The sequence below is a fragment of the Zavarzinella formosa DSM 19928 genome (genome assembly GCF_000255705.1).
GTDB classification, from domain to species: domain Bacteria; phylum Planctomycetota; class Planctomycetia; order Gemmatales; family Gemmataceae; genus Zavarzinella; species Zavarzinella formosa.
In genome coordinates this window covers 236,114-256,744 of the sequence record NZ_JH636442.1, presented here as the reverse complement: position 1 = coordinate 256,744, position 20,631 = coordinate 236,114, and the positions used below count along the sequence as shown (strand labels likewise).

17 protein-coding genes are annotated in these 20,631 nt (G+C 59.0%); 11 read left to right on the top strand and 6 right to left on the bottom strand.

The window, feature by feature from the left end; genetic code table 11:
- The first annotated feature begins 3 nt into the window (after positions 1-3).
- Positions 4-657, top strand: a complete 654-nt coding sequence (gene cmk / locus BGIM_RS0122275; RefSeq protein WP_020471944.1) for a (d)CMP kinase — start codon at positions 4-6, stop codon at positions 655-657.
- Entirely contained in the window at positions 642-1,313 is a 672-nt protein-coding gene (locus BGIM_RS0122270; RefSeq protein WP_020471943.1) for a lysophospholipid acyltransferase family protein, read from the top strand. The genes cmk and BGIM_RS0122270 overlap by 16 nt, the downstream gene beginning before the upstream one ends.
- Positions 1,314-1,392: 79 nt before the next feature.
- Here the strand turns inward: BGIM_RS0122270 and BGIM_RS0122265 are convergent, their stop codons facing one another.
- Both BGIM_RS0122265 and BGIM_RS0122260 read right to left on the bottom strand, forming a co-directional pair.
- Positions 1,393-2,181, bottom strand: a complete 789-nt coding sequence (locus BGIM_RS0122265) for a TIGR03000 domain-containing protein (protein ID WP_029630281.1) — start codon at positions 2,179-2,181, stop codon at positions 1,393-1,395.
- Positions 2,182-2,358: 177 nt separating this feature from the next.
- Positions 2,359-3,750 carry a DUF1501 domain-containing protein gene (locus BGIM_RS0122260; RefSeq protein ID WP_029630280.1) on the bottom strand — a complete coding sequence of 464 codons (1,392 nt, stop codon included), beginning with the start codon at positions 3,748-3,750 and terminating at the stop codon, positions 2,359-2,361.
- Positions 3,751-4,151: 401 nt separating this feature from the next.
- Between BGIM_RS0122260 and BGIM_RS0122255 the strand changes: the two genes are divergently transcribed.
- A complete protein-coding gene (locus BGIM_RS0122255) occupies positions 4,152-6,581 on the top strand; it encodes a hypothetical protein (protein WP_020471940.1) in 2,430 nt (809 codons plus the stop codon).
- A 39-nt stretch (positions 6,582-6,620) separates the two neighbouring features.
- Positions 6,621-8,753 carry a DUF1549 and DUF1553 domain-containing protein gene (locus BGIM_RS0122250; protein ID WP_020471939.1) on the top strand — a complete coding sequence of 711 codons (2,133 nt, stop codon included), beginning with the start codon at positions 6,621-6,623 and terminating at the stop codon, positions 8,751-8,753.
- Positions 8,754-8,919: 166 nt separating this feature from the next.
- Here BGIM_RS0122250 and BGIM_RS0122240 read toward each other — a convergent pair whose 3' ends face one another.
- The 3 genes from BGIM_RS0122240 to BGIM_RS0122225 form a co-directional block, all read right to left on the bottom strand.
- Entirely contained in the window at positions 8,920-9,549 is a 630-nt protein-coding gene (locus tag BGIM_RS0122240; protein WP_020471937.1) for a hypothetical protein, read from the bottom strand.
- Positions 9,550-9,704: 155 nt separating this feature from the next.
- A complete protein-coding gene (locus BGIM_RS0122230) occupies positions 9,705-10,922 on the bottom strand; it encodes a DNA cytosine methyltransferase (protein WP_020471935.1) in 1,218 nt (405 codons plus the stop codon).
- 139 nt (positions 10,923-11,061) lie between these two features.
- Positions 11,062-11,520 carry a hypothetical protein gene (locus BGIM_RS0122225; RefSeq protein WP_084760007.1) on the bottom strand — a complete coding sequence of 153 codons (459 nt, stop codon included), beginning with the start codon at positions 11,518-11,520 and terminating at the stop codon, positions 11,062-11,064.
- Positions 11,521-11,798: 278 nt separating this feature from the next.
- Between BGIM_RS0122225 and BGIM_RS0122220 the strand changes: the two genes are divergently transcribed.
- From BGIM_RS0122220 to BGIM_RS0122200, 4 genes are all read left to right on the top strand, one after another.
- Positions 11,799-12,374 carry a polysaccharide biosynthesis/export family protein gene (locus tag BGIM_RS0122220; protein ID WP_020471933.1) on the top strand — a complete coding sequence of 192 codons (576 nt, stop codon included), beginning with the start codon at positions 11,799-11,801 and terminating at the stop codon, positions 12,372-12,374.
- Between the two features lie 498 nt (positions 12,375-12,872).
- Positions 12,873-13,085, top strand: a complete 213-nt coding sequence (csrA, locus tag BGIM_RS0122210; protein ID WP_020471931.1) for a carbon storage regulator CsrA — start codon at positions 12,873-12,875, stop codon at positions 13,083-13,085.
- Between the two features lie 82 nt (positions 13,086-13,167).
- Entirely contained in the window at positions 13,168-13,545 is a 378-nt protein-coding gene (locus BGIM_RS0122205; RefSeq protein ID WP_020471930.1) for a CoA-binding protein, read from the top strand.
- Between the two features lie 143 nt (positions 13,546-13,688).
- Positions 13,689-14,117 (top strand): hypothetical protein, encoded by a 429-nt coding sequence (locus BGIM_RS0122200; RefSeq protein ID WP_020471929.1) that lies wholly within the window; start codon positions 13,689-13,691, stop codon positions 14,115-14,117.
- 120 nt (positions 14,118-14,237) lie between these two features.
- Here BGIM_RS0122200 and BGIM_RS0122195 read toward each other — a convergent pair whose 3' ends face one another.
- A complete protein-coding gene (locus BGIM_RS0122195; protein ID WP_020471928.1) occupies positions 14,238-15,377 on the bottom strand; it encodes a Gfo/Idh/MocA family protein in 1,140 nt (379 codons plus the stop codon).
- Positions 15,378-15,526: 149 nt separating this feature from the next.
- Here BGIM_RS0122195 and BGIM_RS0122190 point away from each other — a divergent pair, with 149 nt between their 5' ends.
- The 3 genes from BGIM_RS0122190 to BGIM_RS51790 form a co-directional block, all read left to right on the top strand.
- Positions 15,527-16,273, top strand: a complete 747-nt coding sequence (locus BGIM_RS0122190; RefSeq protein WP_029630276.1) for a BON domain-containing protein — start codon at positions 15,527-15,529, stop codon at positions 16,271-16,273.
- A 173-nt stretch (positions 16,274-16,446) separates the two neighbouring features.
- Positions 16,447-17,910, top strand: a complete 1,464-nt coding sequence (locus BGIM_RS0122185) for an OprO/OprP family phosphate-selective porin (protein WP_020471927.1) — start codon at positions 16,447-16,449, stop codon at positions 17,908-17,910.
- Positions 17,911-18,045: 135 nt separating this feature from the next.
- On the top strand, positions 18,046-20,631 hold a 2,586-nt coding region (locus BGIM_RS51790; protein ID WP_193789008.1), incomplete at its 3' end, for a PAS domain S-box protein.

Here is a 20,631-nt window from a genome sequence, read left to right as displayed (position 1 = left end):
ACAATGATCGTCACGATTGACGGGCCGGCGGGGTCCGGGAAAAGCACGGCCGCGAAGGGGCTGGCGAAACGCCTCTCCTACGAGTACCTCGACACCGGGGCGATGTACCGGGCGATTGCCCACGCACTGATCCGGGCCGACATCCCGTTCGGGGACGAGATGCGCGTGGTGCCGTTCCTGAGCGAGTGCAAACTCGAAATGCCCCCCGGTCGCGTGATCCTCAACGGCGACGACATCACCGAGATCATCCGCAGCCCCGCGATGTCCGACGCCTCCAGCCGGGTGGCGGCCCAAGGGCATGTCCGGGCGATTCTCGTCGGCTGGCAACGGCAGATCGCCGCCGGCCGACAAATGGTGTGCGAGGGGCGGGATCAGGGGAGCGTGGTGTTTGTCGAGTCGCCGTGCAAATTCTACCTGACCGCCAGCGTCGAAGTGCGGGCCAAACGCCGTCTGGCCGAGCTGCTGGCCAAACACATCCCCGCAACGCTCGACAGCGTGATGCAGGACATCGAAATCCGCGACCACCGGGATAAAACGCGGGCGGTTGGCCCGCTGGTGCAACCGGATGACGCCATGGTGATTGTCACGGACAATCTGACTCCTGAAAATGTGCTGGACCGGCTTGAAGAGGAAGTGAAAAAATGCGTGTGTGGGTAGCTCACCGTTGGTATGATTTTTGCAAATTTCTCACTTGGTTGTTCCTGTCCGTGTTCGCCAGTTTGCGAACCAACGGCCATGCCAACATGCCCAAGACCGGCGCGGTGCTGCTGCTGGCCAACCATGCTTCGTTCTTCGACCCGCCCCTCTTGGGTGTGGCGGTGCCCCGTTATTGCAGCCACATGGCCCGCAAATCGCTGTTCGGCAAAAAGTTCTGGGGCTGGCTAATCGCCAGTCTAGACGGCTTCCCGGTGGAAAGCAAAGGCTTCTCCCGCGAAGGTCTGATGAGCATGATCGCCAAGATCGAAGAGGGCAAGCCCGTCACGATGTTCCCGGAAGGGGAGCGCACCCACGACGGTCAGATGCACGAGTTCAAGCCCGGTCTGCTGCTGTTGTTGAAAAAGGTTCAGTGTCCCATTGTCCCCATTGGCGTCGCCGGGACTTACCAGACGTTTAGCCGCCACCACAAATTCCCAAGTTTTTGCACGATCTTTACCCCGGCCGACGACCGCTGCATTGCCCTCTCCGTCGGCAAACCAGTGATGCCGGAAGAATACGGCCAATGGTCCCGCGACGAGATATTGCAGAAACTCTTCGAGGTGGTGCAGGCCCAAGAGGCCGAGGCGAAGAAGTTGCAGCGCAAACGCCGGATCTGAAAAGATGAATCGGAAACAAAAAGAGGCTTCGATCCCGCTCGGCGGATCGAAGCCTCTTTCATTTCAACCGACTCGATGATTACTTCACGGACACAACGCTGTCGGCCGACTTCCGGGAGAAGTCGATCACGACGGGTTCGCCGACTTTGAAGGTCACCTTGCGGGTTTCGACTTCCGTTCGGCCATCACGCGGGGTTTCGGTCACGAACGTGTGGGTCACGCTGGAGCCAGCCGAGAGGTCCGGGGTGTTGAAGTTCTGGCGGGTGGTTTCCACGCCGTCAACCATCAGCTTGCTACCGGCGGGGAGGTTCACGCTCACCGCGCTCGACGACTTGTTGGCGGCCAGGCCGGTGAAGTCCACCGGGGTCACCGAACCGCCGCGAACCACGACTTGCTTGCTGGCCACACGGGTTTCGCCGTTGACCGTGAATTCGACTTTCAGGGTGTAGTTGTAGTCCGTGCCGGGGGTGATCTCCGGAGTCGTCAGGATGCGGGTCGAGCCGGTTTGGTTGTTCAGATAACCATCCGTGTACACCTTGGCGCCTTCCGGAACCTGAATCTTGATCTGGGCCTGAACGGCCGTCAGTTCTTCATAAGGCGGCTGGCTCACCGGGACATACCCGCACGGGCTGGCGCCGCAAGAGCTGTAACCACAAGAACTGTAACCACAACCGCCAGAGGTGCAACCGCCGAAACCGCAACGCTTGGAATAGCAACTGGAGTAACAACAAGTCGGCGGCGGGCAGACGGGATAACATGCCGGGCGACAGCTTGAATAACAGCCGCCGAAGCACTTGGGGAACGTCCAGCAACACTCGGGCGTGGCGGGGGCGGCCGTCATGGCGGCCAACATTACGACGCTATACATGGGACGAGCCTTTCCGGAGTCGAAACTCCATGAAATACGGGGAGTGACAACCCTGCCCCGTGAAGTTTGAGGGAAAGGACAAGGTTGTTAAGATAGGTTAAGTGAATAATTTGCGTCGATCAAATAGTTTTCGACGAATTTGCCGATTGATGCGGTGATGTGCGTCGGGATATGACCTCACACCAAGATCGGCGTGATCGGGCTTCCCTTCGACAAGGCAATCGGCCGGCCGACTTGGTCGTGAATCTCGCCTGCCGGGTCGATTCCGAGGCAATGGTAGATCGTTGCCGTGAAATCGGCCGGGGTTGTCGGGTTGAGGGCCGGGTAGGCCGCGTTCTTGTCCGACTGGCCGTGAACCGTCCCCGGACGGATGCCGGCTCCGGCGAACAGCACCGTGTAACAATCGGGCCAGTGTTCCCGACCCATGTTGCTGCGAGTGATCTTGGGCGAACGGCCAAACTCGGCGGCCACCACCACAAGCGTATCGTCCAGCTTGCCCGATTGATCCAAGTCCGTCATCAGGGCATGGAATGCCTTGTCAAATGGGGGAACCAAGTCTTCCTTGTGCGAAGTGAAGTTGTTCCAGTGCGTGTCCCACGCGAAACCATCCTTGCCCTGCGATCGCTGCCAGTTGCACTGCACCAATCTTGCCCCGGCATCCAACAATCGCTTGCCGAGAAACACTGATTGACCGAAAAGATTGCGGCCGTAGCGTTCCCGTTCCTTCGGGTCTTCCTTGGAAAGATCGACCGCTTTCCGCACCGCTTCCGAGGAAATCACGTCCATCGCCTTCGCCTGGCTTTGCTTGATGCTCTGGCTCATCGCCAAATCATTCATCTCGGTCGTTTGCTTGTTCAATTGATCGACAAGCGACAATCGGCGTTTGAAGACCTCCGCGTTTTCATTGGGAACGAGCGGCAGGTTGTCGAGTTTGAAGTTGTCGTCGTTCGGGTTGCCGCCGGTCAGTAGCGGATCGTACTTGCCGCCGAGCGAACCGGCGAACTGGCCGGAGCGTCGGCCCCCCGCCACGTCCATCCGGTGGGGCACCAAGGCGAACGGGAACATCGGCCCGCCGCCGGGGGCCAGTTTCGCCAGACACGACCCCATGTGTGGCATGTCGGCCCGGCTCATCGAGTTCACATCGCTCACGGACCCGAGATAGGGGTAACCCGTGAACATCCAGTAAGAACCCCGGCCGTGATCGTTGTGTTCGTGGTACATCGTGCGGACAAGGGCCGACTTGTGCATCCACTTGGCCGTCAGCGGCAACAATTCACTGAAGCGCACGCCCGTGACGGAGGTATTGATTGTTTTGAATTCGCCGCGAATATCCTCGGCGGCATCCGGTTTCGGATCGAAGGTGTCGAGTTGGGCCGGTCCGCCGGACAGATACAGGATGATGCACTTCTTCGCTTTGCCGAAACTTTTCCCCTTCACGGCCGACGGGGCCGGGTTCGCCGAGAGCAAACCGGGAAGGGACAGGCCGGTGATGCCGAGGCCGCCGATGCGGAGCAATTCCCGGCGGTCGATGCGATTGGCGGGGACGCGAGTGTTCCAAAGTTTGAACATGGCGGGACTCGGCTGGAGAGTGTTCTTCGGCGGGGCGGGAGTGTTGACTCCCTGTTTATCGGCGGGGTGCGCAATCTTCTTGCGTTTGGTTGATGATGAATGTACCATACATCACCCGCCTTCCGCAAATGGAATTCCCGCTTCTTCATCGCTTGTTTTTGAGAACTCTCCCCATGCGGCCTGTTTTTCAATCGCCCCCGAACCTGCCGTTTGGCCGTGAGACAACGATGCCGGTCGTTGGCGGGCGACCTAACCCCCCGTCCCCCTTCCCTAAGAAGGAAGGGGGAGCAAGCGGGAGACAATCACAACCTTCTGTGGCCGATATTTCGGACGGTGATATTTCCCCGCTTGCTCCCCCTTCCTTCTTAGGGAAGGGGGACGGGGGGTTAGGTCGCCGGGCGATGACAGTTATTCTCTGGCTTTCTTTTGTCCTCCTCGCCACCCCTGCCCGCGCCGACATTTTCATTGAACACCTCGACCCGCCCACGCTCCAAGCCGACAAACCCACCCGCCTGACCGTCCACGGCTCCGACCTGAAAAACGCCATCGGCCTATGGACAACCATGCCGGGAAACGAGAACTACTTCAGCGCCAAGCTCGTTTCCAAGTCAGACGTATCGGCGGTGTTTGATGTGATCGTAAAAACGGACCCTGCACGCGGTCTGCACGGAGTCGGCCTCCACGGGCTGCGTCTGGTGAGCCGGGACGGTCTGAGCAACGTGCAACTATTCTTGGTTGATGATTTGAACACTGTCAAGCGGGACGCCGGCGACGAACCGCAACTGCTCAAGTGGCCGGTGGCTGTGCATGGCACGTTCCGGGAAGCGACCGTCGATCAGTTCACGGTCGAGATAACGGCCGGTCAAACCCTGAGCATCGAAGTCGTCGGCAATCGCTTCGGCAAAGATGCAGACCCGTTGCTGACCATCCGGGATGCCGACGGCCGGTTTGTGGCCGAGCGGGACAACGATGTCGGTCTGTATTTCGATTTTCGATTTTCTCACCGTTTCGAGAAAGCGGGTCGTTACACACTACACCTGCGGGATTCCCGGTATCGCGGGTCGCCGCATCAGCCGTATGTGTTACGAGTCGGCGCTTTCCCCGCCGGCCGGGTCGGGTTGAGCGTGGGAACCTCGGAAGTGTTTTTGCCGGAGACGGGGAAGAACTTCCCGATCGGAAAAACCGAGCCACATGCCGGGCCGCGAACCATTGTCGTGAAGACGGACGGCGGTTCCGCATGGCTGCCCCGCACGCCTCCGGAACATCCTGCGTTCATTCACCCCGGCTACAATCACCCCCTCGGAGCCGGACAGCGAGCGGCGGCCTCGCCCGAGATGGTCTTTGCCTTCCAGATGTCAAAGATGAAGGCGAACCCGTTCGCCAGTCTGGATCGGCTGATCGTCACCGGCCCGGCCCAGGCCAGCAAGGTGACGGTGCCGTGCGTTGTCGGCGGCGTGTTACGCCAGCCAGGTGAACGGCAGGCGGTGTGGTTTGAACTGGCGAAGGGACAAAACGTGTGGATGAAGGCCGAGGCAAAGAATCTGAACTCGCCCGTCGATGTCGATTTCATGATGGTGGACAAGAACGGCCGCGAAGTTCGCCGGCCGGATGGCAACCGCGAACCGCCGAGTTTGGAATTCACCGCGAATAACCCCGGCATTTACGGAGTGATCGTCCGTGACATTCTCAACGGCGGCGGTTCGGCCAACGCCTATCAACTGACCATCTCAGATGAACCATTCCCGTTGCTGATCCAAGCCGAGGCCGAGGGCATCACCATCCCCCAAGGAACCTGGCAACCGCTGCCGTTGACCATCACCCGTATCGGCGGCGGGAGTGGCGGCGAGTTGAAACTGAAACTCCACAACGCCCCGCCGGGAATGACCCTCACACCGGAGGTGATCCCGGCCGGGAAGAACGCCATCGTCTGTCGGCTCGGGGCCAGTTCCAGCACGCCGGTCGGGATGAATACCCTCCGGCTGACGGCCGAGGAAACACTGCCGGACAAAAAAACGCGGGACATTATCGTCCGCACGCAACCGCTGATCGATCGGCAACTTCACAACGTCGATCTTATCCCCATCGGTCTGCGGGAGGATCAACGCCGCCTGCCGCCGGGCGTGACGGACCGGCTGGCTGTGCAAGTGACGCCCCCCAGTCCGTTTGACTTCGACCCGGCCGAGGAAGTCACGCTGCCGCGTTATCAAACCTGCAACGTGCCGCTGACAATCCGGCGAACCGGCAACGCCTCCGGCGAATTGACCTTCACCGCCAAAGGGGGCCAACTTGGGCCAAAAACCGAGGGGCGTACCCGCGTTTATGCCGAATTTCCGACAGCCAAACCCGGCGAAACAGCCATCAGCGGCCAAATCCGCTCGTTGATTCTCACCAACCTGGCCAAGAGCCGGATCGATGTGACCGTCACCGGCCACGATGGCGACCGCCGCATTTGTCTGACCCGGCCGTTTGAACTCAACGTGACAACGGCGTTTACCGTCAACCCGGAACCCGCGATGCCGAAGACCCCGCCGTTGATTCAACCGGGTGAAACCGCCACCCTGACGCTCAAATGTGAACGGCTGAAATCGTTCACTGGCCCGGTGACGGTGCGATTCAACACGAACGGCAATTTCGAGATGCCCGAAACGGTGAGCTTCGCCGCCGGACAAACGACGGCGACTGTTCCCGTGAAAGCCCGATTGGATACGGGCAACGGCCGCCACCGGCTGGACTTCCACGCCACCGCCCAAGTGGACGGCTACGAGGAAGAGTACCGGAATTCGGCGGGCGAAGTGGAAGTGAAGAAGGCGGAACCGCCGAAGAAGAAATAGAACCATCGGGCTTAGATTCTCTCCCACGGTAGACAGTCCATGAATATTCGCCTCCTGCTCCCGTTGTTCCTCGCCACCCCGGCCGTTGGTGCCGAGCCGATTGCGTTCCGCGACCAGGTGATGGCCGCGTTTTCGCGGGCCGGGTGCAACTCCGGGGCGTGTCATGGGTCGCCGCAGGGCAAGAACGGGTTTCGACTTAGTCTGCGCGGCTTCGACCCGGATCAGGACTTTGCCCTGCTCGTCAAGGAACAAGGGGGCCGCCGTGTCAACCGCACGGACCCGGACGCCAGTCTGATATTGGAGAAGGGGGCCGGCCGTGTCCGGCACGGGGGCGGGGCGTTGTTCTCCCCGAGCGATCCCGCGTATCAAACCATCCGCGAGTGGATCGCCCAAGGAGCCGTTGACAGCCCCAACCCGGTCATCCGCAAATTGGAGATCACGGCCGAGGGGACCGGCAACGCCCGGCAAATCACGGCGAAGGTCATCCACCAAGATGGCCATGCGGCCATCGTGAATCCGCTGGCGGTCTTCACCACCACCGATGCGGAAGTGGCGAGTGTCAACAATTTGGGCCAAGTGAATTTCAAGCAAAACGGAGAAGTCGTCGTCCTCGTTCGCTATCTCGAACAAATCGCCAGCATCCGACTGGCTTCCCAACCGACCGAGACCGGCTTCAAGTTCACCGGCCCGGCGCCTGCCAACTTCATTGACGAGGAAGTCTTTGCCAAGCAACGCGAGTTCCACCGCAACCCGCTGCCCGTTTGCGCCGACGAAGTTTTTCTTCGCCGGGTGTTCCTTGACCTGACGGGGACGCTCCCCTCGGCCGACGAGGCGCGAGCTTTTCTTGATTCGACCGATCCGAAAAAGCGGGCCGTGCTGATCGACAGCTTGCTCGACCGCGAGGAATACGCCCAATTCTGGGCGATGAAGTGGGCTGACGTACTGCGAGGGAACCCCTCAAGCATCAGCGACCGGGGGGTGCATTCGTTTCACCGCTATCTCGTGCGAACGGTGGCCGCCGACCGGCCGATGACGGAGTTCGCCCGTGATTTGCTCACCGGACAAGGAAACACGCTCAACAACCCGGCCGCGAACTTTTATCGCATCGCCCGCACCCCGGAGGAAGCCGCGGAGAGCGCCGCCCAATTGTTCATGGGCGTCCGTGTGCAATGCGCGAAGTGCCACAACCACCCGTTTGAGTCAATCACGCAAACGGACTATTACGGGCTGGCGGCGTTCTTTGCCCGTGTGCAGTTCAAGGGGACATCTTTCGGCCTCGACGACGAGATTGTCTATCTCACCAACAACCGCGACGTGCAACATCCCCGCACCCGCAAAACGCAACCGCCGGTGGCCTTCGGCGTTCAACCGACGATGAATTCCGAGGATGATCGCCGGGAGAAATTTGCCGACTGGCTGACCGCGAAAGACAATCGCTTCTTCGCCCCGTCTCTGGTCAACCGTGTCTGGTATCACCTGATCGGCCGCGGCCTCGTGGACCCGGTGGACGACTTCCGGGACACCAACCCGCCAAGCCATCCAAAACTACTGGAACGCCTCGCGGCCGAGTTCGCCGCCAACGGTTACCGGATGAAGCCGCTGATTCGCCAGATCCTCAACTCGAAAACATATCAACTCGCCGGACTCTCCCCCGGCCAAACCCCGGAACTGGCCAAAGCGGATCGTTACTTCACCCGCTCGGCTGTGCGGATGTTAAGCGCCGAGCAAATTCTGGATGCCGTCTCGCGGGCGACCGGCGTGCCGGAAAAATTCAAGGGCTTCCCTCTCGGCACCAAAGCCATCGAACTCCCCGAGGGGGGCATCAATCACCCGTTCTTGCAAGCCTTCTCCAAACCCGTCCGCGACGTGACCTGCGAATGCGCCCGCGAGGAAGACCCGTCCTTGCCGCAAGTGATGCAACTATTGAACAATGATTCGCTAATCGAAAAGATCCACTCCCCGAAAGGCCGCATCGCCGCTTGGGCGAAAGCCGGGAAAAGCTCCGAGTGGATGGTGGAGCAAATTTACCTCGGCACCCTCAGCCGCCGACCGACGACGAAGGAACGCGAGATCATCGGCAAACACCTGGCCACAATCCCTGACAAAACCGCCGGGTTGCATGACCTGCAACATGCGTTGCTGAATGTGAATGAGTTTGTGTTAAGGCATTGAAAATAAGTTGCCATAGGCAATGGAATGGTTGGATGAACTCCGTGAAGCCGCGACGCGGAGTTTTCTGAGCAAAGCGAGGGAACGGGAGTTTTCGGGCAACCCAAAAATTCCCGCGAAAGTCATCACTTCCTTCAATCAATCTCTCGAACGGTGAGGTTAGCGTCAGTTACTTCCGAACCTTCGGATTGTTTGAATCCGCATCTGCCAGCAGTTGAAAACTGTCAAAGAAACGTTTGATTTCTGCGGGAGTCAGATCACCCTGATCCCCTACCAAGCCCACAAAAGCGAACGCCTCCGTGGACAGTTGCCTGATGATCAATCGCTGAAATTTAGCTTTGGATGGATCTTCTGCCTCACAAATGATTTCCTTGGCAGGCTGTCCTCCCCAAATGACTTCTTTCGGTTCCGAAACCTTCATGCCTCGCGCAAAATGGGCGGTCTTAAAGAATTCGCCAACGGCCTCGTCTTTGGATTTCTTTGAATCGTCTTTCTTCAACACTGCGATAGTGATGCCAAAGAAATGGGTATGGGTTTGTTTGTTAACATCATAATAGCTTGTGTTAAAGTCTTCAGCCTTATGGACCGCTTCCGACTTGAGGTCGAAGTTAAACGGGCGCGGAATTGGATTATCCCAAGGAAAACTCGCCTTAAAACCGTGAAATGGGGAAGAAAACTCACGCCATCCTTTGGTGAACGTCTGGGCCGGAGGTGGCGACGAAACTGACGGCGTACCAACCTCCTTTTTTCCGCATCCGGTCATTGCGATCATCATCGCCATCAGGGCGAGTGTCCTCATTATTGAACCCCTCAAATGCCAGCCACAAAATTTTCAAGATAGCGCAATCTTATGCGTTGCGGCACCCGAGGCATCCTTTTCGCGGATTTGCCAAATGTCAATGAAAACTACAAAAATCACCGTTCGAGAATCACATATCAAGTCGACGGGCAATTCTAATTTTCTGGTCTCACTCGGTTCTTCAATTCGGTGAACGATTGATTTTTCAATCGCAGGCTTCCGCACATCTCGGCGGCGATAGCCGCGATCACCGGGACGGCGACGGAGTTGCCGGCTTGCGAGCGCATCACCCGTGGGTTGGCCGCGAGGCGGTACGATTCGGGGAAGCCTTGGAGACGAAGCATTTCCCGGCCGCCCAACCGCCGGTTTCCGTTCACCAGCAAATAATTGTGCGAGGCGTGATGCCGAAGGGCGCACGAGTAGGGGTGCATGCCGATGTGGCCCCCTTTGTTTTCGTGCCAGATGGTTGGGTAAACTGGTTCGCGGCCCTGTTCTCGCAGGCGTTCCAGGCGTTTCTGACGGATGGGGGCCGAGGCGGCGAGGCGGGGGTCGGCGTCAGCCTCCGGGTCGAGAATGTCGGCGAGATTGGGCCGCCACGGTTCGGGCGTTGGGAAAGTAAAGGGAATCGGCTCGCGGAACGCCACGATGAAGGTGCGCTGCCGGGTTTGGGCCACGCCGAAATCGAGGGCGTTTAGCACCGTGACATGCGGGTGATATCCCAAGTTGCGGAGGCTGGCAAGCACCGTTTGACAGGTTCGGCCGCCGTCGTGAGTGCGGAATTGCTTCACATTTTCCAGCAACACCGCCGTTGGCCGGTGATGGGCGAGAATGCGTTCGATCTCGAAAAAGAGGGTGCCTCGGGTGTCTCCGAAACCAGCCCGTTTGCCGATGACGCTAAAGGGCTGGCACGGGAAGCCGCCGGCCAAGATATCGTGTTCCGGAATGGCCTCGGCCGCAATCGCCGTGATGTCGCCGTGGGGCCGTTCGCCAAAGTTGGTTTCGTAAGTATCCTGCGCGTCCGTATCCCATTCGGAGGAAAACACGCATCGGCCGCCGACCGCCTCCAACCCCAACCGGATGCCGCCGATGCCCGCGAACAAGTCGATGAACTGAAATGGCCTCCAATCCGGAGACACCCGGCAATGCTCCGGGGCGACATGCCGGACGACCACCGCTTCGCCCGCCTTCAAGTTGGCGGCTTGCATCCACGCCAGAACATCCGGGCCGGAAGCAATGGAGTTGTCAGCCATCACGGTGAGCGATGATTCACCCGCCAGCGTGACTTGTCTGATATCCGGCCGGGGAATGGAGAGAACACCCCGCCGGATTTCGTTGGCCGACGGGGTCAGGGGAAATGCCTCGGCAAACCGCATGGGGTGATCCTGTTGGGGCAGACAAAGGCGCTAACCACAAAGGCACAAAGGTCACACAAAGTTTCACGAAGAAGTTGAAGCAAGGAAAGCCTTGTCGGTCTTCTTTGTGAAAATTTGTGTGACCTTTGTGCCTTTGTGGTTAGTGTCTTTCATCCAAAGCCGGCGCCAATTCCCTCTCACGCGCATCCTCGTTGACATCCGGCATCAGCGGCAGGTCGATCTCTTCCTTCAAGGTGTGGTTGGTCGGGTCGCCCATGCCTTCGGGCCAAATGTGGAAGCCGCCTTTGAATGTCATGAAGCCCCATCGCAATTCCCAAGTGCCCCAGATTCCCTTGCCTTCGTTGAAGCCGCGATAAGCGATCCGGTGGGCGTTCAAGTATTGTTTGGAAAAGAGGCATTCGCCGTTTCGGGTGTCGTAACCGCCGGTGACGACGAACTCGCCGACACGGTCACGCCCTTCGCCGGTCATTTTGCCGTTGACAAAAGTGAGGCTCAATTCCATCTGGTGTTTGCCCGGAATGCGGCTGTCCAGAAAGAATCCCACCCATTTGCCGGAGGGAAAACGGTCATCTGCCTCCTGACTGGCTGCTTCATTCATGAGGTTGCTCCCGTGGATCGATCCCCGACTTTCCCAGATTATCCGATCACCCATCAACAGGGGGATGAAATTTTGGGGAGGTTCAACGAAGCGGGTTATTTTTGCCGATGATTGTTCCGATGGATGACAGTTCCCCATCACCGTGGGTTCGTCCCCGCTCCGCATCCGGAAAGTCGCCTCGAGGGCGCGTTCTCCGGCTCCGTCTTCATTGGACATTGGTTGTCGCCTGTCTCGTGCCCGTTGGCTGCCAGTCGCCGCGGCCTCGCGAGTCGTTGCCGGTGTCGCCGTTCATCGCCCCGATCACAGCCCCCGATTACCGGGTAGCCTTCCCGGACATTCTGGAAGTCAGCGTGCCCGAACGGCCGGACAGCACCGGCCGGTTCCTCGTCATGCCGGATGGCAATGTGGAACTCGGGAAATTGGGGAACGTGTTTGCGGATGGCAAGACAATCGCCGAGATCACTCAAAAGATCGCGGCCCAAGCCGGGGTGCCGGAGGGGCAGGTGATCTGTCGGGTGTCCCAGCATCGCAGCCGGGTGGTTCACGTGTTCGGCCCCGGCGGGGAGACGCCGTCCACGTTGCCGTATGCCGGGACGGAACGAGTGACCGACGCGCTCAACCGGGCCGGATTGTCCAATCATCAAAATCTCGCGGAAGTGCGAGTGATTCGGCGTAACACGGCGACGGGCCGCCCGGAGGAAAATTTCCTGGTCGATCTGACGGCCATCCGCTCCGGCGATCCGCAAACCAATCTAATCCTTGAACCCAACGACGAAATCCGGCTGACGGAAACTTCCCCCACATTCCTCACCCGAACGCTCCCCGCCTGGTTCAAGCCAGAAAACGATCATTGAGCTGCGGATTCGGACAAAAACAAGTCATGATGAAAACCAAAATGAGATGAAGGACGGGACAAGTTAAACCCATCTTCATTTGTCTTGTCCCGTCTTTTATTTCTGCCTTTTGTCCGAATCCGTGTTCGATCCTTGGCTAAAAACGGCTTTGGTTTTCATCTCTCTTCGTATTCAATCCGTAACTGTGTAATCCCCGGAAATTCATGTCTCAGCACAACTTCGGTCTTCAACTTCCGATTTTTGAGAACAAAATGTGTGAAAATGGGAAATTTGTGCGGCAACGCCTTGACTGGCGAAAAATTTCTGTTTAGCGTGGATGGGTGGGCGGTTTGGCATGCCAATATATTGACAGCCGGTGACAACCGGTTTTTCACATACACGGACGGAACCCGAAACGAGAGGCGTGGCTAACCACCACGGAGATAGGCAACTAGGGAACTCAAAACCGGATCGACCTCTCCCATTGATTCCGGCGATTCCCAAGAAGGATAACCAGTCATGCTAGTCCTGTCCAGAAAGAAAAACGAAAGTATTGTGATTGCAAACGACATCGTGATCACAATTGTCGAGATTCGAGGCGACAAGGTTCGTCTGGGGATTGTGGCCCCGAAGGACGTGCCGGTGCATCGCTCCGAAATCTACGAAGCGATTCACGGTCGGCTGCCCGAACAGGCGCCGTTGATCGTGAACGGCGGGGACGCCAAGGTCTGAAACGACCGCTGGTTCCCCAAAACCCTCCCCCCGACGTCATCTCCCCGTCGGTGTCCCTCTCTCATTGCCTCCGGTTTCCTCCATGCCGACAATCGCCGTTCTCGGGGCCAGTTCCGACCGTCGCAAGTTTGGGAACAAGTGCGTTCGCGCCTACCTGTCCCGCCATTACACTGTTTATCCGGTCAATCCCAAGGATGCCGAGGTCGAGGGGCTTCCCGCCTATCGCACCATCGCCGACGTGCCTCCCGGCCGGCTGGATCGTGTGAGCGTGTATCTGTCGCCTTCCGTTGGCTTGGGCGTGCTGCCCGAACTGGCCAGGCGGGAGGTTGGCGAAGTCTGGCTGAATCCCGGCACCGTCTCCCCGGAAATTCTGGCGTTGGGCCAACAACTGGGATTGAACCTCGTCACCGCGTGCAGCATCGTGGATATTGGAATTTCACCGAGTGAACTTCCCGAGTGATTCTCACTCGGCAATTGCACACCCCGCACCGGGGTGATAAGCTCAAAAAGTGAAAATCCGGCCGGGGAGCGGCAGGCGGGCCAAATCCGGGACACGCTTGATCGAAACACTCTCCATCGGTCAACCAACACGGGAGTCGAAAAATGGCGCTGGAAGAAATCAAGAAGCGGTTCGTCGATGAGATCAAGCTGCGAGCTTACGACGACAAGTATGTGGACAAGAACGAAGAACGGGAAATCCTGCAAGTCGCCATCCAACAAGGCATCAGCATCGACTCGGCGCGGAGCGCCCTCCAACAAGTTTGCGAGCATCAGGGCTATGTCCTTGAAAGCACTCTCCTGAAGACGATCAAGGACCAAGTGGAAACGGCCGCCGGGAACGACGGGAAGGTCGATCAAAAAGAGTTTGACCTGATTTTCCAAAACGTGCGGAAGTCTGCCTTGGGCAAAAAGAACGACCGCGAGATCAAGAAAATGATTATCACGGTGATGGAAGACACCGGCTTGAACAAGGTCAAAACCGGCTGGTTCAGCGACTGGTATTCCACGATGAAAAAAGATCTCGGCATGTAAAGTAAAAGGCCCGCCTCAAAGGTCACACAAAGCCTCGCCAAGAACCCCCGGAGAGATTTTCTCTTCGGTCTTCTTGGTGAAACTTTGTGTGACCTTTGCGTCTTTGTGGCTGGCGCCTTTTTACTCCACGCGAACCCAGCGTTGCTCGCGATGGCTTTTCAAAATGGCCTCGCACAAACGCACTTCGCGATCGCCATCCGCAAATGTCGGATAGGGAATCATCGATTTTCCCGTGTCGATGGCCTCGTACACCGCCCGGAACAATTGTTTGAATGAGTCCGGAAAGCCCTCGGCATGCCCCCCCGGATAATTGGCGAATGGTCGAACTGTCGGGGAGAGCAAGGCGGGATCGCGGGCCAATTCCTCGTTGGGATTGTCCCGGCGGCCGATCTGTAGGGTGTTCGGTTCTTCGCTATTCCAAGCCAGACCGCATTGGCTGGCGGCGATGTCAAAGCGGATGCAATTCTTCCGACCCGCTGTCACTTGTGAAACGGTCACCGCCCCCCGCGTCCCGCCGACGAACCGCAACAGCACGGAGCCATAGTCTTCCGTGTCCACCGGGATTCCCTTGAACGGCCGGTTCTGATCGACCGCTTGGAAAGTTTCCACGCTTCCCTGCACGGATTTGCGAATCGGATGAATCGTGGCAAGGTCCGCGCAAAGCGATTCGACTTCCAACCCGGTGATGAACTGGATGAGGTCCAGCCAGTGGGTGCCGATGTCGGCCATTGCCCGCAGTTCGCCCCCCTCGGCCGCCAGCACCCGCCAGTTGAAATCGGTGTCGTGCAGCAACCAGTCTTGCATGTATGAACCGGTCACATGGTAAATCGGCCCAAGCCGCCCGGCGATCCGGCGTTCGCGGGCCTCCAGACACACCGGGTAGTAACGCACATTATAGTTAACGGCAGTCACCACCGAGGCCGCCACCGCGAGTCGCACCAGACTGGCGGTCTCGACGGAGGTCATCGCCAGCGGCTTCTCGCAAACGACATGCTTTCCGGCGGCGATGGCCTGTTTGCACTGTTCGTAGTGATGACGGTTCGGCGAGGTGAGATGCACCACGGCAACATTCGGGTCCGCCAATACTTCCTCATAGGTGGAGTAGGCTTTGGGCAGATTCATCGCTTCCCGCGCGGCCCGGCTCTTTTCCGGCGTGGAACCCAACACCCCCAGAATATTGCGGCCAAGCCTTCTGAGGGCCTCCACATGCACCGGGCCGATGAATCCGGTTCCCACCACCACCACGCCTGTCGCACGCATAAGCGAACCTTTCCGGCAAACCGGTTAAATCATGAGAGACAGAGAATCCGATACATTCGGAGAGTGCGGGCTTTTGAACGCCCTGTTATACTAGGAATTGATCGTGACCGGCCGACGGCTGACCGGTTGAATGTAATCAGGAGGTTCCCATGATGCGGTTATGGCTTCTGGCGGCGGTCGTCGCCTTGGGCGTTGGCGCGAACGTTCATGCCCAACAAACCGGCGGCGGCGGCGGTGGTTTGGGAGGAAACGGCGGCACCGGGGGATTCGGCGGCAGTTCCGGCGGCAGCCTTGGCGGGGGCACCAGCCTCGGCACCGGGGGAGGAAGTTTGGGCGGAAGCACCGGTTCCACCGGCGCCACCCGAACCGGGGCCGGCGGACGATCCATCTCATCCACGGCCGTGAGTAGCACGAACTTTCTGGCCGCGACCTACGGCAACCCGTTATATCCGGGCCGACCCGGCAGCACCAACCTCAGCATCTCGGCGGGAGGCGGCTTCGGCCAGGCCACGCTGCCAAACACCACCAACACGCGAACCACCGGAACGACCGGCGGGGTCACCGGCGGCAGCGGACGGTTGGGCGGGACGGCCTCCGTTTCCGGTGGTTCAGGCACGGGTTCGCAGAACAGCACCTCCCGGATTCAATACTCGACGACTCTTGATTTCCCGACCCGGCCCGTCGAGTTCAACGAACTGCGATCCGAGTTGCGACAAATGCTTGATCGCTCGACATCAATTCGCAATCCAAGCCGGATTTTGGTGTCAGTCGAGGGGAACACGGTGGTCCTCACCGGCGCGGTCAGCGATCCCAAAGAGATCCGGCTGGTCGAGGGAATGGTCCGGTTGACGCCGGGCGTTTACTCCGTGAGAAATGAGCTGCAAGAAGCGCCTTGAGTTGAAATGCGAGAGATGGAACGAGAGGAGGCCGGACATGTTCCGGCCTCCTCTCGTTCCATCTCTCGCATTTGCCGTGAAATACCATTCGTCGGAAGTCATTCCCTTTAATCCAAGCCGACTTTGTCAAGTTATTCTGGAGAAAGATTGCCGACTGTGCCGATTAATCCGGCATGTGCTCGTCTCTCTCTTCCATCGTCTGTTGCTTCTCGCTCGCCCTCGCCCTGTTCTTCGGACGCTTTGCGTGTCCCGAGGCATTGGCTCAAGAGGGCACACCCCTTGGAAAGCCGTTGGAAACACGGATTCAAGAACTGGAGGAGACGGTTCGGAGGTTAGAACAAGCCAAATCGGCCCTGGCCGATGACAAGCCTGTTGATCCTTCCGTGTTGTCGGCGATCAATTTGCCGGAAGAACCGAAGGCCAAGACGCCAATCCTCGCAGGATGGGATAACGGCTTTATCCTCCGTTCTCCGAACGATGATTTCAAACTGCGAATCACCGGGCAGATTCAATCTGATTACCGGGATTACCTGGACCACAACGATACTACAGACGTCCCGAGCTTCCTCGTCCGCCGGGCGCGTTTGGGGATCGAAGCCACTGTCCTCAAATATTACGAGTTCCGCCTGCTCCCTGATTTCGGGCAGGGAACGCCGCGCATCGTTGACTCGTATTTCAACATTCATTACTGGGACGCCTTGCAATTTGAAGTTGGCAAGTTCAAACAAGCCTTCAGTTTCGAGCAGTTGATTCAGGACCGCTTCGTGCCGACGGTCGAGCGGTCGTTGATCGACCAACTCGGCCCGCAGCGTGACGTCGGCTTGATGGTCCACGGGCAGAAGTTGTTCGACGACCGGCTTGATTACGGCGTGACTGTCTACAACGGTGTCCAAAACGGCGACCAAGACTCAGACCGCAACAAGGAAATGTCGGCCCGCGTGGCGATTCGGCCGTTCAAGCAAAGCGAATCAGAAGGATTGCTTGACGGATTGCAACTCGGCCTCGGCGGCACTTGGGGCAACGACACCAGCCCCCTCGCCCCGACGATCTACCGGACGCCCGCAAATGTGGCGTGGTTCCGCTACGCCACCGGGGCCAGACCGGATGGCGTGCGCTGGCGGCTCAGCCCGGAATTGGTGTACCTCAACGGGCCATTCAGCCTGACCTCGCAGTATTACCATGAATCGCGGGACATGCGCCCGGCCGCCGACAAAAAGGGGATCGAACCATTGTCAGAGGTGAAGGCCAACGGCTTCTTCGTGATGACCACGCTGCTGGTGACGGGCGAAAACCGCACCTCGATGAGCCAGAACATTGATCCGCTGCGTCCCTTCAACCCGCGCGACGGGTTGCTTGGTCCGGGGGCTTGGGAATTGGTGGGCCGCGTTTCCCATTTGGAATTCGGCGATGATGACAACCCGGCCGCTTTTACCCGGCTCATCAACCGGGCCACCACCAGCCGGGCGGCCACGGAAATGACGTCGGGCTTCAACTGGTATCTGAACAAATTCGTCCGGGTTCAGTTCAACTGGGAATACGCCCGCTTCGGAGACGCCATCCGTCTCGGCGGCGCCGGCCCGGGCGGATTGCGAGATCATCAGAACTCGTTTGTTACGCGGCTTCAAATCGTGTTTTAACGAGACAGTGGTATAAAGGAGAGAGAGCCTTTTGACACCGATCACTGACGACCACTTCTCGCGGTTCTCTTGAACGAGCGACGAGTTTGGTCTTTTGGTGATTCCAAATTCCGAGTCCGATCCGAAGGGACTGTCATGTCTGTCGGGTTCGCCCGTTCTGAACGCGTGAGACACCGCCTCCTCACGGGTTGCGGTGGTGTCGCCATCGTGGCCGGCTTGCTGGTTTTGTTTGGCTGGTTCGCGGACATCACCATTCTGAAAAGCGTCATGCCCGGCCGCACTGCCATGAAGGCGAACAGCGCCGTCTTGTTCGTTCTGGCTGGCCTTTCGATGTGGGCGGCGGGAAATCAGATGCGCGGCGCGGGGTTGGCGCTGGCCCTCCTCGTTGTCTTCGTCGTCTTGCTGACGGCGGCCCAATACGCCTTTTTCATCGACCTCGGCGTTGACCAGCTTTTGTTCCGCGAATTACCAGCGACACCCGCCAATCCATCCCCCGGACGGATGGCTCCCTCCACGGTGATTGTCTTTGGCCTCATCGGATCGACACTGGCCCTGCATCACGCCAACCGTTCTTTTCTGGCAAGGCAGATCCTTGCTTCGTTCGCCCTGTTCATTTCCTCTCTCTGTTGTTTGAGCTATCTGTTCGGGGCTAATTCATCGCACGCCATCACCCCGTTTTCCTCGGTGGCGATGCACACGGCGATACTGTTTCTGATTCTCTCGGCCGGACTCATGGCGGCGTCGGCGGACCGGGCATGGGTCGGACTGTTGGCTGACGGAGGCGTGGGCGGGGCGTTGATCCGGCGCGTGTTTCCCGTCGCCGTGGTCATTCCGGTCCTGATCGGCGGGCTGCGGTTGGCCGGGCAGCGAGCCGGATGGTATGGCACGGAGTTCGGCGCGGCTCTGTTCGCCATCTCGAACATCACCCTCTTTACGGTCGTGTTGTTTTGGGCCGCCTCGCAGGTTCGACGGTCGGACGGCAATCACATGCAAGCCGAGGAACAACTGCGAAGAAGCGAGCGAAGATATCGGGCGTTGATCCAAGCCACCCCGCAGGTGGTCTGGACGAGCCGGGACTCCGAGAGCGGGGCGATGGTCTGGTGGATGGAACTGACCGGACAGTTTGCCAGCGAGGCGTCCGGCTGGGGGTTTCTGGACGCCGTCCATCCCGACGACCGGGAGCGGGTGCGGGAAACTTGGGCCGCCGCCATGAACACTCGAATGATTTACGACACGGAATACCGCATCCGCATCCGCTCCGGGGAGTATCGCCACTTCGCCGTCCAAGGGGTCGCCCTCTGCGACCCGGACGGCATTCTGGAGGAATGGGTCGGCACTCTGGCCGACATCCACAATCGGAAAATGGCCGAGGAGCAGTTGCGGGAACTGAACGCCACCCTCGAACGGCGAGTGGCGGAACGGACGGAGGCGCTGGCGGCGAACGAGGCGTTGCTAAGCCAGTTTGTCACCCATGCCCCGGCCGCGATCGCCATGTTCGACACCGAAATGCGTTACCTGCGAATCAGCGACCGCTGGCAAAAGGATTACCACCTTCAAGAACAGGACATCATCGGAAAGTCGCATTACGAAGTCTTCCCGGACATCCCGGAGCGTTGGAAGGAAGCCCATCAACGGGTTCTGCGGGGGACCGTTGAAGCATGCGCGGAGGATCCGTTTCCCCGCGCCAGCGGCGAGTTGGATTGGCTCCAGTGGGAGGCCCGTCCGTGGCGCAAGTCGGGCGGGGAGATTGGCGGGTTGATCTTCTTCACTCAGGTGATTACCGCGAGAAAGCAGGTTGAAGAAGCGCTTCAGGAAAACCAAGCCCGCTTGGAAATGGCCCTCGCCGCCTCGCACATGGGGGTATGGGAGTGGGACATCCGGTCGGGGTCGATCTACTGGTCCCCGGAGTGCCAAACCATCCTGGCGGGCGCTTCGTTCAGCGGAACCCGGAAGTCTTTCGCCGAGGTGATCCATCCGCATGATGTCGGCCGGGTATGGGCCGCGGTCGAGACTTCGCTCGCCACCCGCCAACCGTATGCCGCCGAGTTCCGAATCGTCACGTCCGCCGGAAAAACCAAGTGGCTGTCAAATGTCGGCCGGGCGACCTACGACTCCGCCGGAAAAGCGTTGCGAATGGTCGGTCTGGTACAGGACATCTCCGAACGTCGGCGGGCCGAGGAGGCCCTGCGAGAACAGGAAGAACGATTCCGAAGCGCCTTTGACCATGCCCCCATCGGAATGGCCCTCGTCGCTCCGGACGGCCGGTGGCTTCAGGTGAACCAATCGCTATGCGAACTGGTCGGCCGCTCGGCCGGGGAGTTGCTATCGCAAAATTTTCAGGCCTTCACCCACCCCGCCGACCTCGACACCGACCTGAGTTTGGTGCGACAAGTTCTTGATGGCGCCATTAAAACATACCAACTGGAGAAGCGATATTTCCACAAACAGGGCAATGTGGTCCAGACACTGCTGACGGTGTCGCTCGTGCGCGACAACGACAGCCAGCCGCTCTACTTGTTGGCGCAAATCCAGGACATCACCCGTCGGAAGCGGGCCGAACAGGCGTTGCGAGACAGCGAGGAGCGGTTCCGGTTGCTCGTCGAGGGCGTGAAAGATTATGCCATCTACATGCTTGATCCGGATGGCAACGTCGTCAGTTGGAACTTGGGAGCCAAGCGGATCACCGGGTATGACACGGAAGAAGTCGTCGGCCGTCATTTT